Below are 20,206 nucleotides of genomic sequence, written 5' to 3' on the forward strand. Positions count from 1 at the left end.
ACCATAAAAGTAAGTCTTAGTTGTCTTGGCTCTATTTCTGCTCTTTCAACCCATTATTCGCATATTTAGTTTATAAGTAAACGGCGGGCTAGAGGTGAAAGATAGTTTCAGATTGGCAGTATCGCCGATATTCAAAGTAGTATCGCCTGAGATTGTTGCAGTTGGTACTTTAGCACTCTCATAAATTTTAATCGCTGGCGTAAGCACAGAGCAATCACCTGATTGAATAAGGGCTCTGTATGAACCTTGTTGGGTAGCTTTTATGCTAGACGAACTTTCTTGCAGGCTTTTATTATCTTTAAACCATTCGTAAGAGTATCCGGTTTCTTTAACGGCATTAAGGTTCTGAAAACCGCCATTTAGACATATGGCTAAACTATCTGCAAGTGGTGAAATCTGGTTTTTTATTTTTAGTAAATCTACTTTAACAATATTGCTGGTTGCCGCGCAGTCTTTATATCTGACTTTTGCTAAATATTCTCCTGCCTGATTGGCTTTAACGAAACTTAAAGTATCAGGTAATTTCTGCTGATTTCTATACCATTCGAAAGTAGAATTGTTGGCATTGTTTATATATAGAATATTATCCTTATCATTACAGAAACTAACTAAACCATTCGGATTGTCACTTCCAGTCCATATAATCGGGTTTATCTTTTTTTGCACTAAAACTGGTTGTATAGCGCCACATGTTCTTGTTTGCTTTACCTCTACTGTGTATACACCTTCTTCGAGTGGAGCTATTAAAGAATAACTGGTACTAATAACTTTATTTTTAAAACTCCATTGATAAGTCTTTGAAAACCCATTCATAGTTGGAGGATATAAATAAATGGAGTCAGTACATGCGATAACAGTATCAAGAGGGAGATTGAAAGTTTTATCAACAAATAAGATATTGCTTGAGTCTGTGTAAGCGATACAATTTTTCTGACTATCAGGATATAATTTTATCGAATATTTGCCCGACTCTTTAATAGAAAAATAACTAGAATAATTGGATTGATCTATAGCAGAATAAGTTTGAATTAGCTTACCATCTTTGTATAATTCTTTGTTCCAACGATACATTGCTTCATCTTGTTGATAAGCGTAAATATCAATATTGGAGCCTTCGCATATAGTGAGTGTATCTTTAGGATTTAGGGCGCTGTAATTATAAGTACTCAATAATCTAACTGATAATGTATTCTGTTTTACGACTTCAACCCTATTAGAATTAACAATACAATCTCCTTGTTTTACCTGAAGTGAATAAATTCCCGGCTCGTCGGATTGATAAGAGCTGTAATTTGCGCGGTCAATATTTTTATCGTTTCGTTTCCATTGAAAACTAAAACCATATTTAGCCGCTAATACGCTATCTGATTCATTAATAGCAGAAGGAAAATAGTAATCTGGGGTATAGAATGTGGCCTTAGTCTGGTCACATATAGTTACTTTATTCTTCGCCAATTCTGTGATTCCATAGGCAACAACTCTATTAGGTAAATATTCACCGATTTCGATTTCAATAGAGTCAGAAGTTGCTTTACACGAGCCCTGATAAGCTGTAAGGGTATAATATCCACTTGCTTTTGCTTCAAAAGCCGCTCTATCAGATTTTTTTTCAATTAACTGATTACTGCGTTTCCATTCAAAACTGGTATATGGGAAGTTTGCGTTCTCTGATAATGGAACAAAGAAACCGCTGCAAGCATTTTTTAGGCCGGTCAGAGATTGTATTTCCGGCTTAGGAATCTGCCCTTGCTTAACATTTATAGAAGAAGATTCAACGATACATCCCTGTTCATTCATTGCTAAAGTGTATATGCCACTTTCTTTCGCCTCAAAGTCCGCCTTTGTCGCTCCGGGTATATTTAATCCATTTTTTTTCCATTGAATAAACTGACTAGTAGAATCATTTCTAAACGAGATCAATTTAGTAGAAAAACCTTCGCACTGCATAACAGGACCGGATGTATACCTATCGCCGACAAATGCATAGACATCCGGCCTACGACCTTTTACATTAAATTCTTCGCTCATTCCAATAAATCCGTGATTTTCATCTTCAACAGTAAAAAACATATAATCACTACTTACATCTGGCATTATAAATTGTATACTATCAGCTGAAAAAGAACCCAAATCATATTTGTCCGAGTAGGTCTCTAAATTAAGTTTTAGTTTCTTACCGGCCGGCAAATTGGTCGGCAAATTGAATTTAAGCGTAATTTTCTCTTTAATACAATAGACTTTTCTCAGACTTTTAAATTCAAAGATATCTTTACAGCCTTCGGAAGTAATAGCATGAGGAGGAACGGCAAGAGGGAAAGAACAGCCTGAATAAGATATATTAAATTTTGGAGTATATCCTTTCGGGGCTATTTTACCCAGATTTACATATTTTTCATTAGGACCTTTTGATGGAATATAAAAAACCTTCCAGACTGTCTCACTCCCCAATATACTGTAATTTATATCATAATAACCCGGTGTTCCTGTGAATCTGGCTGCTACATTTTGATTGAGACAGATGGGATTAGCAAAATCGAAAGAAATTTGAGGGTTTTCGGTAATAGTCAGATTTACGGAGTCTTTAAGTGTACATCCGTCTTTGGTAACAGACAGAATATACCAGCCTTTCTGATTAATTCTGATACTATCAATACTAAAATCTGATTGATTTGAAGTAAAATTATTCGGGCCTTTCCAAAGATAAACTCCGTCTTTTACATTTGTTGCAAGCGAAAATTTACTTCCCTCACAAATAGCTGTACTACCAATTATCCGGGTACCGATTTCGATTGATTGTGTGGTAACTGAGCATAGCCCCTTTTGCAGAACTGCATAATATGTACCCGACTCTTTTTTCGATACCTCTAAATTGGGAGTATTTTGATTAGGTATAATATTACCATTCTGATACCATGAATAGGTGTAATCAGAATATTCTTTTGCGCTTAATTTATATTGTCCGGTATTACAGTTCTCGGTTATAAGTGTTAAAGATGTTTCAACAGGTGCCGGTGCGTCTATCTCAACCGTATCAGATACAAATGTCATAGAGGGGGTGCAATTCTGAACAATTTTAAAATAGTATTTGCCTTTTTGAGAGGCAATAAAGGTTATCTTTTTTTCTTTGGCGGCTTTTCTCTGAATGAGGGTATCGTTTCTGTAAAGTGATACTTCATCATTATCGTAATAGTACATTTTTAAAGGGAAAAAGCCATTGGCACATAAAGAAACCTTTTTGTCTATTATATTACCGTTAACATCAGTTATTGGATAACGTTTTTTGATTTCTATAGTAGTTGGCGGGCTTTTGCAAGTTCCTGTTTCGTACTCAAAAATATTTTTACCGACTTGACCCCATATTTGATAATAATTATAAAGACTACCATATGTGTAGGTTTCTGCGGCTGTATAAGGAGGATAAATAATCTTCAATCTATTATTGCCGATGAGGTTAGGATCATCGAGAAGGATTGAAGTCTGAGTACAATAATTGTAGACAAAGCCAGTCTCTAGAAAATTTAATGGTTTTAAAACTTTTCCAAATGAAATATATAGTGGTTTACTTTCTACCATACAGTTTTGGGCTATTTTCTTTTGTATGAAATAAGTGCCTGATTCTGAAATAGGGAAAATATTGTTGTTAGAGACAAAAGTTCCATTCTTATATAGATTTGTTGTACCTAACATTGCTCTGAAATTAAAGCTATAATCGCTACATAAAAAAATGCTATCGGTTTTAATACTTGAGCGACTCCTGTCATCAACAAATAAGTAATCTCTTATTTTATTGTCGGGGCTGACTTTCACTGTAACAGGAGCAGAGGTAGCCGAACAATTACCTGCAGTAACTCTTATTGAATAAAGACCAGGGGTTGAGGGAAAAAAGCTATTATAGTTTTCCTGAGGGATATCTTTGCCATCTTTTTGCCATTGATAATTAAAAGTAGGGGCAGAAAGTTCGGAATAAGGCCATAAGCCAATTGGAGAGGTCACATTCTCACAAATGGTCAATTCCTTTTTAGGCATGTATACATCCATGTTTGTAATAGCCTTTAGCTCTAAAGGGCCAATTGTATATTTACAGTCTCCATCGATTACTTCTACACGAAAAATGCCTGTTTTATCGGTCATGAATACTGGAGATGAGGAGTTAACGAGGAGCGAGTCATTCATATACCACTTAAAGATGGGTTTTTCTGAGCCGAGCTTGATAAACTCAAACTTATTCACATTTCCTTTGCATACAAAAATCTGGTTTTCCGTTATTGTATATCTGGTTTGAAATGTTTTCGAATTTAGAGACAATATAAAATTCTTACTACATTGCGCTTGTACAAAAGAAACAGAAACAAAACATAAAACAACAAAAAGCAGTAAACATCTAGCCATAGAGAATAGTAAAAATTTAGATAGTGATTGGTTAGATAATCCGAAGAAGCATTTTAATCAACAGGCAAAACAATTCATTAACTTCATTTGAATTAATGAAGCAAAAATACACATATTTCTGGAAGGATAATATCTGATAAAAGACTTCTTAAAAGATTTGTGAAATCGTTTTATATCGTCAGTTCCCTGAAAACCTCCTCAATGGCTTTGCCACCTTTTTTGAGGTCAGACAGGGTGCTGTCGGTCACTATTTTACCTCGATTGATGATAATGACGCGGTCGCAGATGGCTTCAACTTCCTGCATGATGTGCGTACTGAAAATAACGGTTTTGTCTTTACCCACGTTTTTGATTAAGTCTCGAATCTCGACCAACTGATTAGGGTCAAGGCCCGTAGTGGGTTCGTCCAGAATTAATATATCGGGGTTGTGAATCAGGGCTTGTGCAAGGCCCACACGCTGCCGATACCCCTTCGATAACTGGCCTATTTTCTTGTGTTTTTCGAGACCCAAGCCAACTTTTTCGATGGTTTCATCAATCTTTATTTTTAAAGCGCGCCCTTTTAAGCCGTAAAGTGAACCAGCGAAGGCAAGAAACTCCTTCACGTACATATCCAGATACAGCGGGTTGTGTTCGGGCAGGTAACCAATGTTACGTTTAACCTGCATCGGCGATGTTTTTACGTCGAAACCATTCACTTCGGCGGTTCCGTCAGTAGCCGGTATATAACCCGTCAGGATTTTCATGGTGGTTGACTTCCCTGCGCCATTAGGCCCCAGAAAACCAATGATTTCTCCTTTGTTGACCTCAAACGATATATTATCGACGGCTTTTTGTGTGCCGTATACTTTGCTTAGATTCTGAACTTTAATAGACATTGCCGGGCGGTTCTATAAGATATATACTGGCAGTTTAGGGTTTATGATTGGCCCTTTGCTATCAGTATGAACGATGAATTACCTATTCTAAACGCAAAATTATGTTTTATCGTGAAAAGATTATCGAAAAAATATCTTTCCTACGCTTTTTAATTAAATTTGTTTCAATTCAACCTTTAAAAAATCTATGAAAAAATTTCTCCTGTTTTGCTTTCTGGCTACGCAGATAGCCTTTGCTCAAGATAAAGTGGTGCGTATGGGTATTGTGGGTATGACGCACGACCACGTCAGACAGATTTTACATGACATAACCCACGATGGGGTCGAAATTGTGGGCTTCGCCGAGCCCGACAAAGCATTGGCCATGAAGTATCTGGCGCAATACAAACTGCCCGAAAGTTTATGGTATGCCAGCCTCGACGAAATGCTCGACAAAGCCAAACCCGAAGCAGTATGTGATTTCAGAAGTATTTTTGAACACCTTGAAACCGTGCAGAAATGTGCGCCAAAAGGGGTACACGTAATGGTTGAAAAACCATTGGCGGTTAATCTGGAAACGGCTAAGCAGATGGAGGCTTTGGCTAAAAAACACCATGTTCAGTTGTTGACTAATTACGAAACAACGTGGTATGCCAGTAACCATGAAGCCTATAAAATGATTCATGAACAAAAAGCGATTGGCGATATTAGAAAAGTGGTAATACACGACGGGCATTCGGGGCCTAAAGAAATTGGCGTAAGCAAGACCTTTATGGACTGGCTGGGCGACCCCGTAAAAAATGGTGGCGGGGCTATTATTGATTTTGGCTGCTATGGTGCCGACATTATGGCATGGATAATGAAAGGCGAAAGACCTACGTCGGTAACGGCAATTACGCAGACTATCAAGCCGGATATGTACCCGAAGGTAGATGATGAAGCAACCATTGTTGTTACTTACCCAAAAGCACAGGGTATTTTTCAGGCCTCATGGAACTGGCCTTTTGATAGAAAAGATGCTGAATTTTATGGTAAAACCGGATACATCATTGCTGACAGAAGCCTGCAAATGCGTGTGAGAAAAGGCGACAGAAACGCTCCGCCGGAAGAAAAGGTCGAGATAAAGCCATTGCCGTCGCCCCTGAATGACCCCTTCAGTTACTTTGCCGCCGTTGTACGAGGCAAAGTAAAGTCAGAAGATGATTTGGGGTCTTTGAAAATCAATATGGTAGCTATGGAAATTCTGGATGCTGCCGTGAAATCGGCTAAAGCCAAAAAAACCATTGAACTCAAATAACCTAGCGCGGGCCAATTACCTCACTCAGGGTTGAAACGCCGTTTTCGTTAAATGCTTCAATAGCAAAATAGTATTTTTGCCCGACAGTTAAGGCTCTTAGCTCAAGGCTTGAGGGGGCATCGCCCCAAATCTGATAAGTCTGATACAACTTGTCGGGTGCGATGCCCCATAATATATTATATCCTACGGCGTCGGGTACTTTTTGCCAGCTAATGTCGGCGTTGCGGTCGTCGGTTTGGCGGCTTACCTGCAAGCCCTGTGGTGTAGCAGGAGCCTGCCCTGAGCCTTTCCCGAAAATACGTATGTCGCTAATGGCCAGATTAGGCATCGGAACATGTACGTTCTCAAACTTGATATAACGTGCTTTTACAGGTTTTGCCAGTTCTTCGTAGGCATTGGGGCGGTCGCGTTTTTCGTTGGTATTATCTACAATCTTTGTCCATGTTTTGCCGTCTATCGACGCATATATTCTGTATTGAATATATACTTTAGGTAAGGCGCTATCATAAATATCTGATTTATAATCGGTATAATTAATTTGTAATGAATGCACCTGCTGTGGTTTTTCCAAATCGATGGTTAGGGTTTCGCCACTTTTGTTGGTTTTAGCAACCCAGAAAGTACGCGGGTTTTCGTCGGTTACTAAATCGGCCGAGAATTTATCTTCCTGTACCGATGAAGCCCTACAAGGCTTTTTGTAAGAAAGCAGCATCCATCCTGCAAATAGTTCGTTTTTATCGGCCCATTTTTTAGTGGGCAACAATTGCGGGAAATCGGCGAAGCGCGTATTGGCAAACATTTGTCCGTCTTTATCGAAGCCCGCCGGAACCATTTCAATGCGGCGTTCAAAATTCCAGTTAACGGCAATCCATGGGGTTCCGGTATTCCAGTAGTTTCCATATAAATCCTGAAAAGTGTTGCCATGCCCCATGCCTGTCATGAAACCCCCGGGTTTGTAAGAAACGGGATTATAGGGTGCATACGTAAACGGGCCGAGGGGGTCGTCGCCTACATAAGTACCATTGGCATAGACGTTGAACTCTGTGCCGGGTGCGCCGTATTGCAGGTAATATTTGCCGTTATGTTTGGTCATCCATGCACCTTCGGTAAAAGGCTTGATGGTGTCGCGGTGGTCACGGCCGAAACGCTCCCAACCGTGTTTTTCGGGGTGCAGGTAAATAAGACCTTTGTAATTGTTTTTTTCCTTGTAGGTCAGGTTTTTGCTTTTGTCTAGCTCTGCCCCAAAAATAGGATACACATTTGAAGAACCCCAGTACATAAACCAGCGGTCGGTGGCATCGTCATGAAACAGGGCGGGGTCCCACGGGCCAATGTCTTTCGGCAATTGGGGTAACCAGCGGTTATAAAAATGCAGTTTGCCGTTTTCGGGGGTTGTTGTATAAAAAATGGGTCTTTGCTGAAATGTAGATTGGAACAGATAAAGGGTGTCTCTCACTGAAATAGCCGCAGGTGCGCACATATCTTCCATAGGCCAGCGGCTCGGAACAATATAATGCCAGTTTAATAAATCTTTCGATTTCCAGTAGCCCCCCTGAATGGTATGGAAAAGGTAATACTCGTTTTTATGGGTGATAATTACGGGGTCGGCTCCTGAGCGATAAGATATTTTTTCGTTGGTTTGCTCCCAGTTATACTGATAATTAATGTCCATGGGGTTGCAGAAGGTTTTCTGCTTAAATGGTTTAGGCTTGGCAATATTTAATTGTGGACTTTGGGCAAACCCTATGGTAACAAAAAACAACAGGATAAATAATGACAGAACAGGTTTCATAGGTTATGGTTTTGTTTATGCAAAGATAAAATAAGTAAGCATAAAACCATGAATTTGGGTATTTTGTGTATATTGGTTTATTAATGAGGCTGCCTTATGAAATTTCTTTCTGCAAAAACAATTATTATCTTACTCGGCTGCCATGAGCTGAAAGACATGCCCACTAAAGTTGTGGCATCGGGTATTAAGGAAGAGGCTTCTGATAGTGAAATTATCTGTTATTTCCCGACTCCTCCCTCATTTGTTGGTGGGCATAAAGAAATGTTAAAGTATATATCGAAACATTTACAAATTGATTCAAGTGAAGTAACACCCACCGAGAAGATATTTGTGCAGTTTTATGTACTAAAAAATGGAGCAATTGACGAAGTTGAGATACTGAAAGGAGGAGAGCAATGCCCTAAACTTAGAAAAAATTTGATTAGGATATTTGAAGGTATGCCAAAGTGGAACTGCGGTGATATAGGTAACTCGCCTAAAACAAGAATGACTGTTCCTGTAATTGTTGATTTAGAGTAGCAAGTTTATATAGGCGATTTGAAAAATCGTTATACAAACAGAAAACGGCTCTTTCGGAGCCGTTTTCTGTGTATTGTTACGCCAATTATTATCTCGAATAGTTTGGTGCTTCACGCATAATCTGGATGTCGTGCGGGTGGCTTTCCTTGATACCTGCGGCTGTAATTTTTACAAATTTAGCCTGTTGTAAGGTAGCAATATCGCCGGCACCACAGTAGCCCATACCAGCCTTCAAGCCACCAACCATCTGGTAAAGGATTTCGGCTGCACGGCCTTTGTAAGGCACACGCCCTACGATACCTTCTGGCACCAGCTTCTTAATATCATCTTCGGCATCCTGAAAATAACGGTCTTTTGAGCCATCTTCCATGGCTTCTACTGACCCCATACCACGATACGTTTTGAATTTACGTCCTTCGTAAATAACCACTTCGCCGGGGGCTTCTTCGGTTCCGGCTAATAATGAACCCATCATTACGGTATTGGCTCCGGCGGCGATGGCTTTGGTGATGTCGCCCGAGAAACGGATACCACCATCGGCAATTACCGGAACACCATATCTGGCAGCAGCTACTGCCGAGTCGGCCACGGCTGACAACTGCGGCATACCTATGCCGGCAATAATACGGGTGGTACAGATACTACCCGGTCCCACACCCACTTTAATGGCATTGGCACCTGCTTTGGCAAGGGCCTCGGCGGCTTCGGCAGTAGCAATGTTTCCGACAATTACATCCAGCTTAGGAAAAGCCACTTTGATGCGTTTCAGGGTATCAATTACACCTTTTGAATGGCCGTGGGCGGTATCAATACTAACTACGTCAACACCGGCTTTTATAAGACTTTCTACGCGTTTTTCAATGTCGGGGGTTACACCTACGGCTGCACCGGCAAGCAGGCGGCCGAGGCGGTCTTTTGCTGCATTGGGGCGGTCTTTCTTTTTCAGGATGTCGCGGTAGGTGATTAGTCCGATTAGCTTGTAGTCTTTGTCAACAATCGGTAATTTTTCGATTTTGTAGTTTTTCAGAATTTCTTCTGCTTCTGCCAAACCTGTGCCTTCGTAGCCAACAATCAGGTTTTCTTTTGTCATGATTTCTACAATCGGTTTCGACATTTCGGTCTGGAAACGTAAATCACGATTGGTAACAATGCCTTTTAATTTTTGATTTTCATCAATTACGGGAATCCCCCCAACTCTAAATTCTTTCATTAAGCGCAGAGCATCGCCGAGTGTAGCGTTTTCGCTTAAAGTAATGGGGTCTATTATCATGCCACTTTCCGAACGTTTCACCTTGCGTACTTGCTCGGCTTGTTGTTCGATTGTCATGTTTTTATGGATGATACCGATACCTCCTTCCTGTGCCATTGCAATGGCCATTTCATATTCTGTAACGGTGTCCATAGCCGCAGAAATGAGCGGAATATTCAGTTGTATATTTTGAGTCAGATAAGTTTTCGTTTGCGTGTCGCGGGGAAGAACTTCTGAGTAAGCCGGAACGAGGAGAACGTCGTCGTAGGTAAGTGCTTCGTAAAGCAACTTTGAAGAATCTAACATAGCAAATAATTTTCGTTTTCTTATTTGCCAAGCAAAATTACGGAAAATATTGTGAATGGCAATAAGGTAAATCAAATTAATTGAAAATTAATATAAAAAGCCCTGTAAATTCTATTTTACAGGGCTTTGTTGGGGCAAAAGCAAAGAATTAGATGTACTGATTGATAATCATTTCATAAAGCTCTTGTTTACCACTTACTTGTTTTGGTTCGCCGTCTCTGAGGGCAATTTCTCTGAGGTCGGTCAGTTTCAGTTTACCTGCTTCAAACGCAGCACCTTCGCCGCTATCGAACGACGCATAACGGGTCTGGCGTAGTTTTCTGTAATCTGATTTCTCCAGAATATTGTTTGCAATCAGCAAGGCTCTTGCGAAAGCATCCATACCCGAAATATGCGCAATGAAAATATCTTCAAGGTCGGTTGAGTTTCTGCGGGTTTTGGCATCGAAATTAATACCACCGGTTTTGAATCCACCAGCTTCCAGAATAACCAGCATTGCTTCGGTAAGCTCAAACAAATCAATCGGGAACTGGTCGGTATCCCAGCCATTCTGGTAGTCGCCGCGGTTGGCATCAATACTACCCAGCATACCGGCGTCAGCCGCCATTTGCAGTTCATGTGCAAACGTATGGCCTGCTAATGTGGCGTGGTTTACTTCGGCATTTATCTGGAAATCTTTATCAAGGCCATAGTGGCGTAAGAAACCAATTACGGTTTGTGAGTCGTAATCGTATTGGTGTTTCGATGGCTCACATGGTTTTGGCTCGATATAGAATTTGCCTGTAAAGCCCTGGCTGCGCGCGTAGTCACGCGAGATAGTCAGGAACTGTGCAAGGTGGTCAATTTCGCGTTTGGTATTGGTATTGAGCAATGACATATAGCCTTCGCGGCCACCCCAGAACACATAACCTTCGCCACCTAATGCAATGGTTGCATCAATGGCATTTTTTACTTGTAAACCTGCATGAGCTACCACGGCAAAATCAGGGTTGGTTGAGGCCCCGTTCATGAAACGTGTATGTGAAAACAGGTTTGCTGTACCCCATAATAATTTTATGCCACTTTCGGCTTGTTTTTGTTTGGCAAGCCCAACAATGGTTTGTAGGTTTTTCTCGAATTCGCTTTGTGAATTGCCTTCAGGAGCAATATCAATATCATGGAAACAATAGAAAGGTGTACCTAGCTTTGTCATGAATTCAAAGGCGGCATCGAGTTTATCTTTTGCTGCCTGAAGTGGGTCGTTAGCGGCATCCCACGGAAATACTTTCGTGCCCGGGCCGAATGGGTCGCCACCTGTGCCGCAGAACGTATGCCAGTAAGCCGTTGCAAAACGCAGATGCTCTGCCATAGTTTTGCCTGCTACTACTCTGTTGGCATCGTAATACTTGAATGCCAAATAATTATTAGATTCTTTTCCCTCATAAGCAATAGGCCCTTTAATGAACGGAAAATATTCTTTTTCACCTATCGTAACTTTTAAATCTGCCATGATTTTCTGGTCGGTTGAATATGAATAATTTGAAATATGATGCGAAGTAAAATATTAAGTGTCAAATTTACAATTATTTTTTTGTTTTTTATCCAAGCCGATAAATATAAATGGTAAAATGGCCTGAAAACAAAAAAATCAGACATGAAAATGCCTGTTCAAAATTGTAAGAAAATTCTGAATATTAAAAGGGAGCAACCGATTCTTGCGGAGGCTTATTTAAGAGAGTGGTTTTTGTACTTAAACTTGAAGAATAAAATAACCAACGAGAGTATCAGCGTTACGCCATTGGCAGCAATTACCGGAAAAGCATGTACTTTTATACCGTAGATTAACCACATGGTAACACCCAACGTAAAAATCAGGAACATGGCTAAAGAAACGTCTTTAGCAGATTTGGTTTTGTAAATTTGTAGTACTTGCGGCACAAACGCAACAGTTGTTAATATGCCGGCTATGTATCCTAAGGTTTCCATAATATTTAGCAATAAACACTTATGATTCAAGGGTTTACATTTAGCAGTCAATTGAATCATTTCTGCTAAAATAATGGAAAAGTTATATTAATTAGTTCATTTTAACCGATAATCACAGGTAATACTTTATATAATACAATTTTGTGTAGAAGGCACTAGGTGCTGCGGCAATTGCCTTTGTTTATTTGCCAGATAAAATCTGTGGTGTTCGCCCACAGATTTTATGCTGTTTGGGTGGTGTATCAGGCAGGTTGTGCCACCACTTTATAGCTATAAGCCAGCCCCATGGCAACACTATTGAAGTTATCGCCCGATTTGATTTTGTTTTCGCCGAAACGCTCAACAAAAATATTTTTCAAGGGCCTTACCATTGATGTTCCGCCCGTCATGAAGATGGCGTCAATGTCCTGAGGATTTATTTGTTGCCTGTTCAGAAATTCAATGAGGTATTGGTTAATCCTATCCAGATTTTTCTGAATAATATTGTTTTCAAAGTCATTGAGGGTAACCAACTCGCTGAAATCAATCTCATGCTGGTTAAACTCGAAAAAGGCTTCATCCTGATGGGTGAGGTCTATTTTGGTTTTTTCTATTTGTTTAAAAAGAATATAACCGAGGTTGTCTTCAATGAGGGTAAGCAGATTTTTCACCAACGGGTTTTTGCCTGAAAACATATACGACTTACTGATGTTAGTACGCATACGTAGGGTATCCAGAAAGTTCATTTTCTCCCAAGAGCAGATATTCTGGAAATAGGATAGGGGCAGGTCGAGTGGTTTGCCGGGAGTAAATTCTTCTTTTACACCTCGGCCGAAGTGGGTAGTGCCTTTGTACCACATAATGTCGGAGTCAAAACTATCGCCGCCAATATAAATACCGCCTTTTGCAATCATGTCGGTTCGCCTGTCGGCCAGATGAATGGCGTCGGGGTTGAGGCGCATCAGCGAGAAATCGGAAGTACCACCGCCAAAGTCGGCTACCAATACGAGTTCCTGCTTGTTTAGCTGGCGTTCGTAAGTAAAGGCGGCTCCTATGGGTTCCATCTGGAAATAGAACTCGGTAAAACCTGCAATTCGGGCAGCTTTTGATAGCCTTTCCTGTGCTAGTGCATCTTTTTCGGGGTTTTCGTCGAACACCACAGGGCGGCCTATTACGGCAGTAGTGATGTTTTGGCCCAGAAACTCATCGGCTTGTTTTTTCAGATGAATCAGAATCAGCGACACCAAATCTTCGGCTTTATAGCTTTTGCCATTAATGCGGGTATCAATAAAACTTTTGTTGGGTAATACCTTTTTAATAGATTTCATGAAACGGCCTTTGCGGCGGTTCTCTACGTAACGTTCTACGGCTTCATGGCCTATCGAGAAGTTAAAGCCTTCGTAAGCCGTTTTTGCTTCTGGAAAAAATAATAAAGAAGGGGTTGTAAATAATTTAACGATATTGTTCGTGTGGGTATCAAGAATAACAAGTGCAGAATTGCTGGTGCCAAAATCAATTCCGTAAATATACTGGCTCATGAGTGAATCTGGAAAATTTAGTGGGGAAAAACACAACAGTTAATCCGGCACAAAAAGTTTCCTTTGGCAGAATAAAATCTCAGGCACACGTATTTACGGCACAATAAGGTCAGTCTTAGCTTATTCGGCTCCAGTTGGTTTCGTTGTTGCGCAAATGCTCGATATGCGACCTGATGGGGGCGTTGTCGGGGCTTTGCAGGTCGGGGTCGTTTTCCAGAATTTCGACGGCCGACTCGCGGGCATATTTTAGTATTTCGCCATCTTTGGCTAAGTCGGCTACTTTTAAATCGAGCATACCACTTTGTTGTGTGCCTGCCATGTCGCCGGGCCCTCTTAACGATAAATCTACTTCTGAAATCTCAAAGCCGTTGTTAGTGCGTACCATGGTTTCAATACGCGTGCGGGTTTCTTTGCTGAGCTTGTAGTCGGTCATCAGAATACAATACGATTGCTCGGCCCCACGGCCTACCCTGCCTCTAAGCTGGTGTAACTGTGATAAGCCAAAACGATTGGCGTTTTCGATGAGCATCACCGAGGCGTTGGGTACATCAACGCCTACTTCGATAACCGTAGTTGCTACCAGAATCTGCGTTTCCTTGTTCTTGAAACGCTGCATTTCGTAGTCTTTTTCTTTCCAGCCCATTTTGCCGTGTACAATGCTGAGGGCGTATTCGGGAAAAGCCCGTGCAATGCTTTCGTAGCCATCCATCAGGTTTTTGATAGAAAGCGTTTCGGATTCTTCAATAAGCGGATAAACAATATACACTTGCCGCCCTTTCAGGATTTCGGTGCGAAGAAACTCAAAAACACGCAGGCGGTCGGAGTCGTAGCGATGAATGGTTTTAATAGGCTTACGGCCCGAAGGAAGCTCGTCAATGATTGAGATGTCCAGATCGCCGTAGAGGGTCATGGCCAGTGTTCTGGGAATAGGCGTGGCCGTCATGACCAGAATATGTGGCCTGAAATTAGGGTTTTTCTCCCACAGTTTGGCTCTTTGTGCCACACCGAAACGGTGTTGTTCGTCGATGATACAAAGCCCCAGGTTATTAAATTGCACGTGGTCTTCGAGCAGGGCGTGTGTGCCAACCAGAATATTCAGGCTGCCATCCTGCAAGCCTGCATCAATGTTACGGCGGGCTTTTTTACCCACCGAGCCCGTTAATTCGGCTATCTGGATGCCTATTAAATCAGCGAAACGTTTCAGGTTCGTATAGTGCTGGTCGGACAGAATTTCGGTAGGGGCCATTAAACACGCCTGTGCGCCGTTATCAATAGCCAGTAGCATGGTTATAAACGCTACAATGGTTTTGCCACTGCCTACATCGCCCTGTAATAAGCGGTTCATCTGTTTACCTGAGCGTAAATCCTGAAAAATTTCACGGATTACTCTTTTCTGTGCATTGGTGAGGTCGAAGGGTAAATGATGCTGATAAAACTCGGTCAGTAACTGGGTTTTGGTAAAAATCTGTCCGGCGTAGTCTTCCCGACGGATGAGTTTCTGTTTAATAAGCCTGAACTGGTTATAAAACAGTTCTTCAAATTTCAGCCGTCTTCTTGCCTGTTTGAGTGCCTCGGCATTAATTGGCAGATGTATATGGTAAATGGCCTCCTGTTTTGAAATAAGCCTGAACTTCTGCACCAGCGAGTGGGGCAAGGTTTCGCGGATATACGGCAGTGCCTGTTCGAGCAGTGTTTTCATCCAGCGGCTTATCTGCTTGCTGTCGATATACCTTTTCCGTAGCTTTTCGGTAAGTGAATAAACCGGCTGAAAATACCCACCGCGTTCGTTTTCTGGTGTCAGAATATCCATTTCAGGGTGGGTAATCTGCCATTTGCTGCCAAAAAGGGCAGGTTTGCCATACACGATGTAGTCGCCTTGCAGGCGTAGGCTTTTTTCCATGAAGGTAATACCCTGAAACCAAGTAAGTTCCATAATACCGGTACCGTCGGTAAACTGAGCTACCAGCCTTTCTTTTGACCCTTCGCCGATGCGTTCCCATGAGCGTAAACGCCCCTTGATTTGTGCCGCAAACATGGCTTCGTTGAGTTCGCTTATCCGATGAAACTGCGTACGGTCTTCGTGGCGGAAAGGGTAATATTCTATGAAATCACGATAAGTGAAGAGGCTCAATTCTTTATTCAATAGCTCGGCTTTGGTAGGGCCTAAGCCACGAATATATTCAATATTAGTATCAAAAAAAGATGTTCTTCTCTGGCTCATAGTGTCGAAATTAGTAGTAAGGGCAAAAATGAGCAAATTTTTTTTGATTTTTTATAAAAAGTCGCTACATTTGCAGTCCTAAAACAAGATGGAGGTTTTAGCTCAGTTGGTTAGAGCGTCGGATTGTGGTTCCGAAGGTCGTGGGTTCGAACCCCATAAGCCTCCCTTAATCCCCTTGGATATTATATTCGAGGGGATTTTGTTTTTCTAAGCTACTCAAAATTTCGCAAAAATCACTGTTTTCGGGCTGATTTATTTATAACCACAGGCCAACGGATTAATTTCTCAAAAAACCGTTAATTAACACAATAAAATACCCTCCAATAGCCTTATTGAGTTTTATCCATGCTCCATGAATCTGAATATTACCAAAGTAACACTCAACGATGTTTTACCTTTACGCGCCTTATACTTGCAGGAAATGAACCGGCAAATCAGGTATAATGCCTACCACGAACGTGGCTGGACGGATTCTTACCTGATTTATGCCGATACACAGCCTATTGGTTATGGGGCCATAAAAGGACAGGAAGTTGCCGACAGAAATACTATCTTTGAATTTTACCTGATTCCGCCGTATAGGTATCTGGCCAGTAGGGTTTTTGCTGAATGGATACAACAAACAAGTGTTAACTTTATTGAGTGCCAGAGCAACGACCAACTGCTTAGCTCAATGTTGTATGAGTTTGCCGACCGCATTCATGCCCCTGTTATTTTATTTGAAGATGACCGCCCCACTACTTTAAGTATAGCCGAGGGTGTTTTTAGGGCAAAGGCTGACTATGAAGCTACGTTTGGCCGGAAAGTAGAGGATGGCAGCGGGTATGTGCTGGAAAAAAATGGCGAAATAGTGGCTTCGGGCGATTTCCTGCTGCATTATAACCCACCTTTTGCCGATTTATACATGGAAGTAAAAGAAAGTGAACGCGGCAAAGGGCTAGGCGCATTTATTATTCAGGAATTAAGGCGGGTGTGTTATCTGGCAGGGCGGGTGCCGGCAGCGCGTTGTAATGTGCAGAACAAGGCATCGAAAGCTACCTTACTCAAAGGCGGCCTGAAGGTAGCGGGCTGTATGCTTATGGGTGAAATAAAACCGAAACAATGATAAACTTTCAATATAACATGACTTACCACATACTGAACGGCGATGCACTGGCCGAAACTTTTAAAAAAGCCGATATAACAGGCGAACTGATTATTACCAGAGAAGCCCTGATTGACGGCAATCTGGATGGAGATAGCCTGTCGGAATTCTGGCAGAACAGGGCCGAGAGCTTAGGTACTACGCTAGGCGAGTATCAGGCTTATGTGGTAAGCGAGTTTGAAAAAATTATGCTTGCGCCTAATCATTCGGTGTTTAACCTCTGGTTTGGCTATGATTTATTTTGCCAGACCAATATGTGGTTTGTGTTGTGGCTGATTGATAGCCTCGTTATTAGCAAAGATGTTTATGTGGTGTATCCTGTTTTTCTGGATGAGGCCGATAAGTGGAAAGAGTATGGTTTGGCTAATGCACAAGACTTACAAACCAGCCTGCATGGCAGGGTGCGGTTTCATGAACAGGATTTTGTACTGGCCCGACAACTCTGGCAAGCCTATAAAACCCATAATCTTGAGGCTTTGCAGGCGTTGGCATTAACGAAGTCGGCGTGTTTTCCGTATCTGGCAGAAGCCTGCCGGGCACATATTGAGCGTTTTTCTGACGGCGGCAAACCCAGCAGACCCGAAAGTGTGCTTACTGACATCATGAAACAGGGAGAAACCGATTTTTACAAGGTTTTTAGTGAATTTAACAGGCGGGAAGGGGTATATGGCTTTGGAGATATGCAGGTAAAGGTTATTTATGACAAACTGGTAAAACAATAGCCAACTAATACCAGCGGAAAAAAATTGCCAAAGTGCAATAATTTCTTTGGGTTTTTATTAACTTCGTTCGCAACTTATGAATGTACAGTATGTTTAGAATTTTGATTTTAATTTTCGTTTCGTCAGTAGCTTTTGCGCAAGACTTACAGGAAAAACTAGTAGGAGACTGGATAAAAGAAGAGATTCGTCTGAAAGACGGTAGCCCTATTTTAAATAAAAGTGTAAGAGATGTGCAGCTGCGTTATATTTTTCGTAAAGATGGTACTTTACGGGTGGTGTATGACGGCAAAGCCGGAGATAGACCCTTTAAAATAAAAGGAGACACGGTTGTTATTGGCACCGATGTACTTTATAAAGTAGAGTCAGTAAATGATGTAAGGCTGGTTCTACAACAAGTAAGTGCTGACTCGACGGCTAACTCATTGAAAGTTATTTTTACCCCTGCTCATTTGTATAATCTGGGTTTTGTGCCGGAAAAATACCGCACACGCGGGGGCGATACCATTTATGTGTATAAGCCCAATTATCTGGAGCCTTTTTTTATAGATGGCGAGCAGTCGGCCTCTCAGTTTATTTCTGAAAACTTCGATTTCCCTGATTTCCGAACCGGCGATTTTTATACCCGATTCATCATTACCAAAAAAGGTGAAGTAAAAGGAATTGAAATTTTAAGAAGTACAAACGAGAAATTTAATAACCGCCTTATTGCCGCTATCAAGAAGACCGAGGGTAAATGGAAACCGGGTATATGGGAGGGCCAACCCGTAAATATTGAGGTAATGATGGGTTTTGATTTGGGGTGGACAGAAAAAGAGAATGCCAAGAATGGCGTGCTGGAGGAATCGGAAGAAGAAAAAATGCAGGAATCGAACGATTACCTGATGGAAGGTAAATACTACCTGACCCTGAAAAACTATAATGAGGCCATCAGAAATTATACCTTGAGCCTCGACAAAAACCCCCTCAATGTTGATGCCTACTATGGCAGAGCAAGTGCCTATGCCCTGAAAAAAGACACTAAAAAAATGTGTGAAGACTTATTACAACTAAGAAACCTGCAACAAGCCAAAGGCATAGAGTTGTGGGAGAAATTCTGTAATACTGGTAAAAAGTAAATCCTGCCGAGCTTTAGCGAAGCAAGGCAGGATTTATAACTATATTGCGCGGGTTGTCTTAAGAGGCAATCCAGCTAAATTGATATTCAAGTGTTGGGGCTTTAGTCCGTTCGGCTACTTTGCGTAATCGGTTAGGCAGTGCCATCAGGTAATCTCTGGCGCGTTCGCCTGCATCGTTCAGGTTCATTACGCTCGAAATCTTCCATTCATCCAGCAAAGACTCCATAATTTCTATGTAATCGACGGTGGTATAAACGCCTAAACGTTGAGCGGCATCAGAGAAGTGTGAGAACGTCTGCCCGATTTTTACCCCTGTTTCACGCAGGAAGTGCGCAGGCATTACAATTTTCTTTTTCATCATATCTTCAAAGGCCAGCATCATTTCGGATGGGTCTACTTCAAAAATATTACTGATAAAAGTTTTGTAGGCTTTGGCGTGGCGCATTTCGTCAGAAGCAATTACACCACACATTTTAGAAAGCAGGTTGTTGCCGAATTTCTTGGCCAGCGTAGCTGTGCGGCGGTGCGAAATATTAGTAGCAAGCTCCTGAAACGACGTGTAAACAAAGTTACGGTAAGGGTCACGGCCTGTGCCAATATCGAAGCCGTCGGCAATCAGAAACTGGGTTGAGGTTTCCATGGCGCGCATATTTACCCGCCCCGAAAGGTATAAAAATTTATTCAGCAGGTCGCCGTGGCGGTTTTCTTCGGCTGTCCAGCCACGTACCCATTTTGCCCATCCGTTGGGTTCGTCTACTTGGTCAACGCCCACTACATCTATTAGCCATGACTCATACGTAGGGAGTGCCTCTTCTGTGATAGTATCGCCAATGAGTACGGCTATGTAATCGTATGGCAAGTCTTTGGCGTTTTCCTGAAGTAGCTTTACTTCCTGAAAAAAGTTTTCGTTTGTTGCATCCGGTAGGAAGTCAGCAGGTTGCCAGTTGGTTTCAATGGGTTTTAGAAACTCTTCAACAAAAGTATCTATCTTTTGTCCGACAAACTTCATTACTTCTAATCTTAAATTGGATAATTCCATGACAGTATTTTTTAAAGCTCTTTTTTTTGTAAAAACGCTGCAAAGTACGGTTTATTTAGCTAAAAACAGTAAAA

14 protein-coding genes and 1 tRNA gene are annotated in these 20,206 nt (G+C 41.5%); 6 read left to right on the plus strand and 9 right to left on the minus strand.

Annotated features, from left to right (window positions below; all coding sequences use genetic code 11):
• Nucleotides 1-45: 45 nt before the first annotated feature.
• Both WAA15_RS11465 and gldA read right to left on the minus strand, forming a co-directional pair.
• Complete coding sequence (locus WAA15_RS11465; protein ID WP_337042891.1) at nucleotides 46-4,131, minus strand: immunoglobulin domain-containing protein; 4,086 nt, start codon at nucleotides 4,129-4,131, stop codon at nucleotides 46-48.
• Nucleotides 4,132-4,559: 428 nt separating this feature from the next.
• The gene (gene gldA, locus WAA15_RS11470; RefSeq protein ID WP_337042892.1) at nucleotides 4,560-5,267 is read right to left on the minus strand and encodes a gliding motility-associated ABC transporter ATP-binding subunit GldA; all 708 of its coding nucleotides are present in this window, start codon (nucleotides 5,265-5,267) and stop codon (nucleotides 4,560-4,562) included.
• Between the two features lie 187 nt (nucleotides 5,268-5,454).
• Here gldA and WAA15_RS11475 point away from each other — a divergent pair, with 187 nt between their 5' ends.
• Nucleotides 5,455-6,543, plus strand: coding sequence for a Gfo/Idh/MocA family protein (locus WAA15_RS11475; RefSeq protein WP_337042893.1), 1,089 nt, complete (start codon nucleotides 5,455-5,457; stop codon nucleotides 6,541-6,543).
• Nucleotide 6,544: 1 nt separating this feature from the next.
• On the opposite strand, the gene WAA15_RS11480 is transcribed toward WAA15_RS11475, so the two are convergent.
• Nucleotides 6,545-8,335, minus strand: coding sequence for a family 43 glycosylhydrolase (locus tag WAA15_RS11480; RefSeq protein WP_337042894.1), 1,791 nt, complete (start codon nucleotides 8,333-8,335; stop codon nucleotides 6,545-6,547).
• Nucleotides 8,336-8,431: 96 nt separating this feature from the next.
• Between WAA15_RS11480 and WAA15_RS11485 the strand changes: the two genes are divergently transcribed.
• Nucleotides 8,432-8,854: a hypothetical protein gene (locus tag WAA15_RS11485; RefSeq protein ID WP_337042895.1), complete on the plus strand. Its 423-nt coding sequence runs from the start codon at nucleotides 8,432-8,434 to the stop codon at nucleotides 8,852-8,854.
• Nucleotides 8,855-8,942: 88 nt separating this feature from the next.
• On the opposite strand, the gene guaB is transcribed toward WAA15_RS11485, so the two are convergent.
• From guaB to recG, 5 genes are all read right to left on the minus strand, one after another.
• Nucleotides 8,943-10,409, minus strand: a complete 1,467-nt coding sequence (guaB, locus tag WAA15_RS11490; protein ID WP_337042896.1) for an IMP dehydrogenase — start codon at nucleotides 10,407-10,409, stop codon at nucleotides 8,943-8,945.
• A 148-nt stretch (nucleotides 10,410-10,557) separates the two neighbouring features.
• A complete protein-coding gene (gene xylA / locus WAA15_RS11495; protein WP_337042897.1) occupies nucleotides 10,558-11,898 on the minus strand; it encodes a xylose isomerase in 1,341 nt (446 codons plus the stop codon).
• A gap of 215 nt (nucleotides 11,899-12,113) precedes the next feature.
• A complete protein-coding gene (locus tag WAA15_RS11500; RefSeq protein WP_337042898.1) occupies nucleotides 12,114-12,374 on the minus strand; it encodes a SemiSWEET transporter in 261 nt (86 codons plus the stop codon).
• Between the two features lie 242 nt (nucleotides 12,375-12,616).
• A complete protein-coding gene (locus WAA15_RS11505) occupies nucleotides 12,617-13,891 on the minus strand; it encodes an Hsp70 family protein (RefSeq protein ID WP_337042899.1) in 1,275 nt (424 codons plus the stop codon).
• A gap of 115 nt (nucleotides 13,892-14,006) precedes the next feature.
• On the minus strand, nucleotides 14,007-16,112 hold the full coding sequence (recG, locus tag WAA15_RS11510; RefSeq protein ID WP_337042900.1) for an ATP-dependent DNA helicase RecG: 2,106 nt from the start codon (nucleotides 16,110-16,112) through the stop codon (nucleotides 14,007-14,009).
• Nucleotides 16,113-16,203: 91 nt separating this feature from the next.
• On the opposite strand from recG, the gene WAA15_RS11515 reads away from it, so the two are divergent.
• The 4 genes from WAA15_RS11515 to WAA15_RS11530 all read left to right on the plus strand — a co-directional run bounded on the left by WAA15_RS11515 (nucleotide 16,204) and on the right by WAA15_RS11530 (nucleotide 19,093).
• Nucleotides 16,204-16,277, plus strand: a tRNA-His gene (locus WAA15_RS11515).
• Nucleotides 16,278-16,464: 187 nt separating this feature from the next.
• Complete coding sequence (locus tag WAA15_RS11520; RefSeq protein ID WP_337042901.1) at nucleotides 16,465-17,217, plus strand: GNAT family N-acetyltransferase; 753 nt, start codon at nucleotides 16,465-16,467, stop codon at nucleotides 17,215-17,217.
• Nucleotides 17,218-17,234: 17 nt separating this feature from the next.
• Entirely contained in the window at nucleotides 17,235-17,978 is a 744-nt protein-coding gene (locus WAA15_RS11525; protein ID WP_337042902.1) for a hypothetical protein, read from the plus strand.
• Nucleotides 17,979-18,067: 89 nt separating this feature from the next.
• The gene (locus WAA15_RS11530) at nucleotides 18,068-19,093 is read left to right on the plus strand and encodes an energy transducer TonB (RefSeq protein ID WP_337042903.1); all 1,026 of its coding nucleotides are present in this window, start codon (nucleotides 18,068-18,070) and stop codon (nucleotides 19,091-19,093) included.
• A 58-nt stretch (nucleotides 19,094-19,151) separates the two neighbouring features.
• On the opposite strand, the gene WAA15_RS11535 is transcribed toward WAA15_RS11530, so the two are convergent.
• Nucleotides 19,152-20,132, minus strand: a complete 981-nt coding sequence (locus WAA15_RS11535; protein ID WP_337042904.1) for an acyl-ACP desaturase — start codon at nucleotides 20,130-20,132, stop codon at nucleotides 19,152-19,154.
• Nucleotides 20,133-20,206: the final 74 nt, after the last annotated feature.

Source organism: Emticicia sp. 17c, from assembly GCF_037153985.1.
In the GTDB taxonomy this organism is placed as follows: Bacteria; Bacteroidota; Bacteroidia; order Cytophagales; family Spirosomataceae; genus Emticicia.

Bases quoted from the DNA above. Each gene is read 5' to 3' on its own strand.
- WAA15_RS11500 (WP_337042898.1), bottom strand. From the start codon at position 12,374: ATGGAAACCTTAGGATACATAGCCGGCATATTAACAACTGTTGCGTTT.
- WAA15_RS11505 (WP_337042899.1), bottom strand. From the start codon at position 13,891: ATGAGCCAGTATATTTACGGAATTGATTTTGGCACCAGCAATTCTGCA.
- WAA15_RS11530 (WP_337042903.1), top strand. From the start codon at position 18,068: ATGTTTAGAATTTTGATTTTAATTTTCGTTTCGTCAGTAGCTTTTGCG.
- WAA15_RS11535 (WP_337042904.1), bottom strand. From the start codon at position 20,132: ATGGAATTATCCAATTTAAGATTAGAAGTAATGAAGTTTGTCGGACAA.
- recG (WP_337042900.1), bottom strand. From the start codon at position 16,112: ATGAGCCAGAGAAGAACATCTTTTTTTGATACTAATATTGAATATATT.
- guaB (WP_337042896.1), bottom strand. From the start codon at position 10,409: ATGTTAGATTCTTCAAAGTTGCTTTACGAAGCACTTACCTACGACGAC.
- WAA15_RS11525 (WP_337042902.1), top strand. From the start codon at position 17,235: ATGACTTACCACATACTGAACGGCGATGCACTGGCCGAAACTTTTAAA.
- WAA15_RS11475 (WP_337042893.1), top strand. From the start codon at position 5,455: ATGAAAAAATTTCTCCTGTTTTGCTTTCTGGCTACGCAGATAGCCTTT.
- WAA15_RS11465 (WP_337042891.1), bottom strand. From the start codon at position 4,131: ATGACCGATAAAACAGGCATTTTTCGTGTAGAAGTAATCGATGGAGAC.
- gldA (WP_337042892.1), bottom strand. From the start codon at position 5,267: ATGTCTATTAAAGTTCAGAATCTAAGCAAAGTATACGGCACACAAAAA.
- WAA15_RS11485 (WP_337042895.1), top strand. From the start codon at position 8,432: ATGAAATTTCTTTCTGCAAAAACAATTATTATCTTACTCGGCTGCCAT.
- WAA15_RS11480 (WP_337042894.1), bottom strand. From the start codon at position 8,335: ATGAAACCTGTTCTGTCATTATTTATCCTGTTGTTTTTTGTTACCATA.
- WAA15_RS11520 (WP_337042901.1), top strand. From the start codon at position 16,465: ATGAATCTGAATATTACCAAAGTAACACTCAACGATGTTTTACCTTTA.
- xylA (WP_337042897.1), bottom strand. From the start codon at position 11,898: ATGGCAGATTTAAAAGTTACGATAGGTGAAAAAGAATATTTTCCGTTC.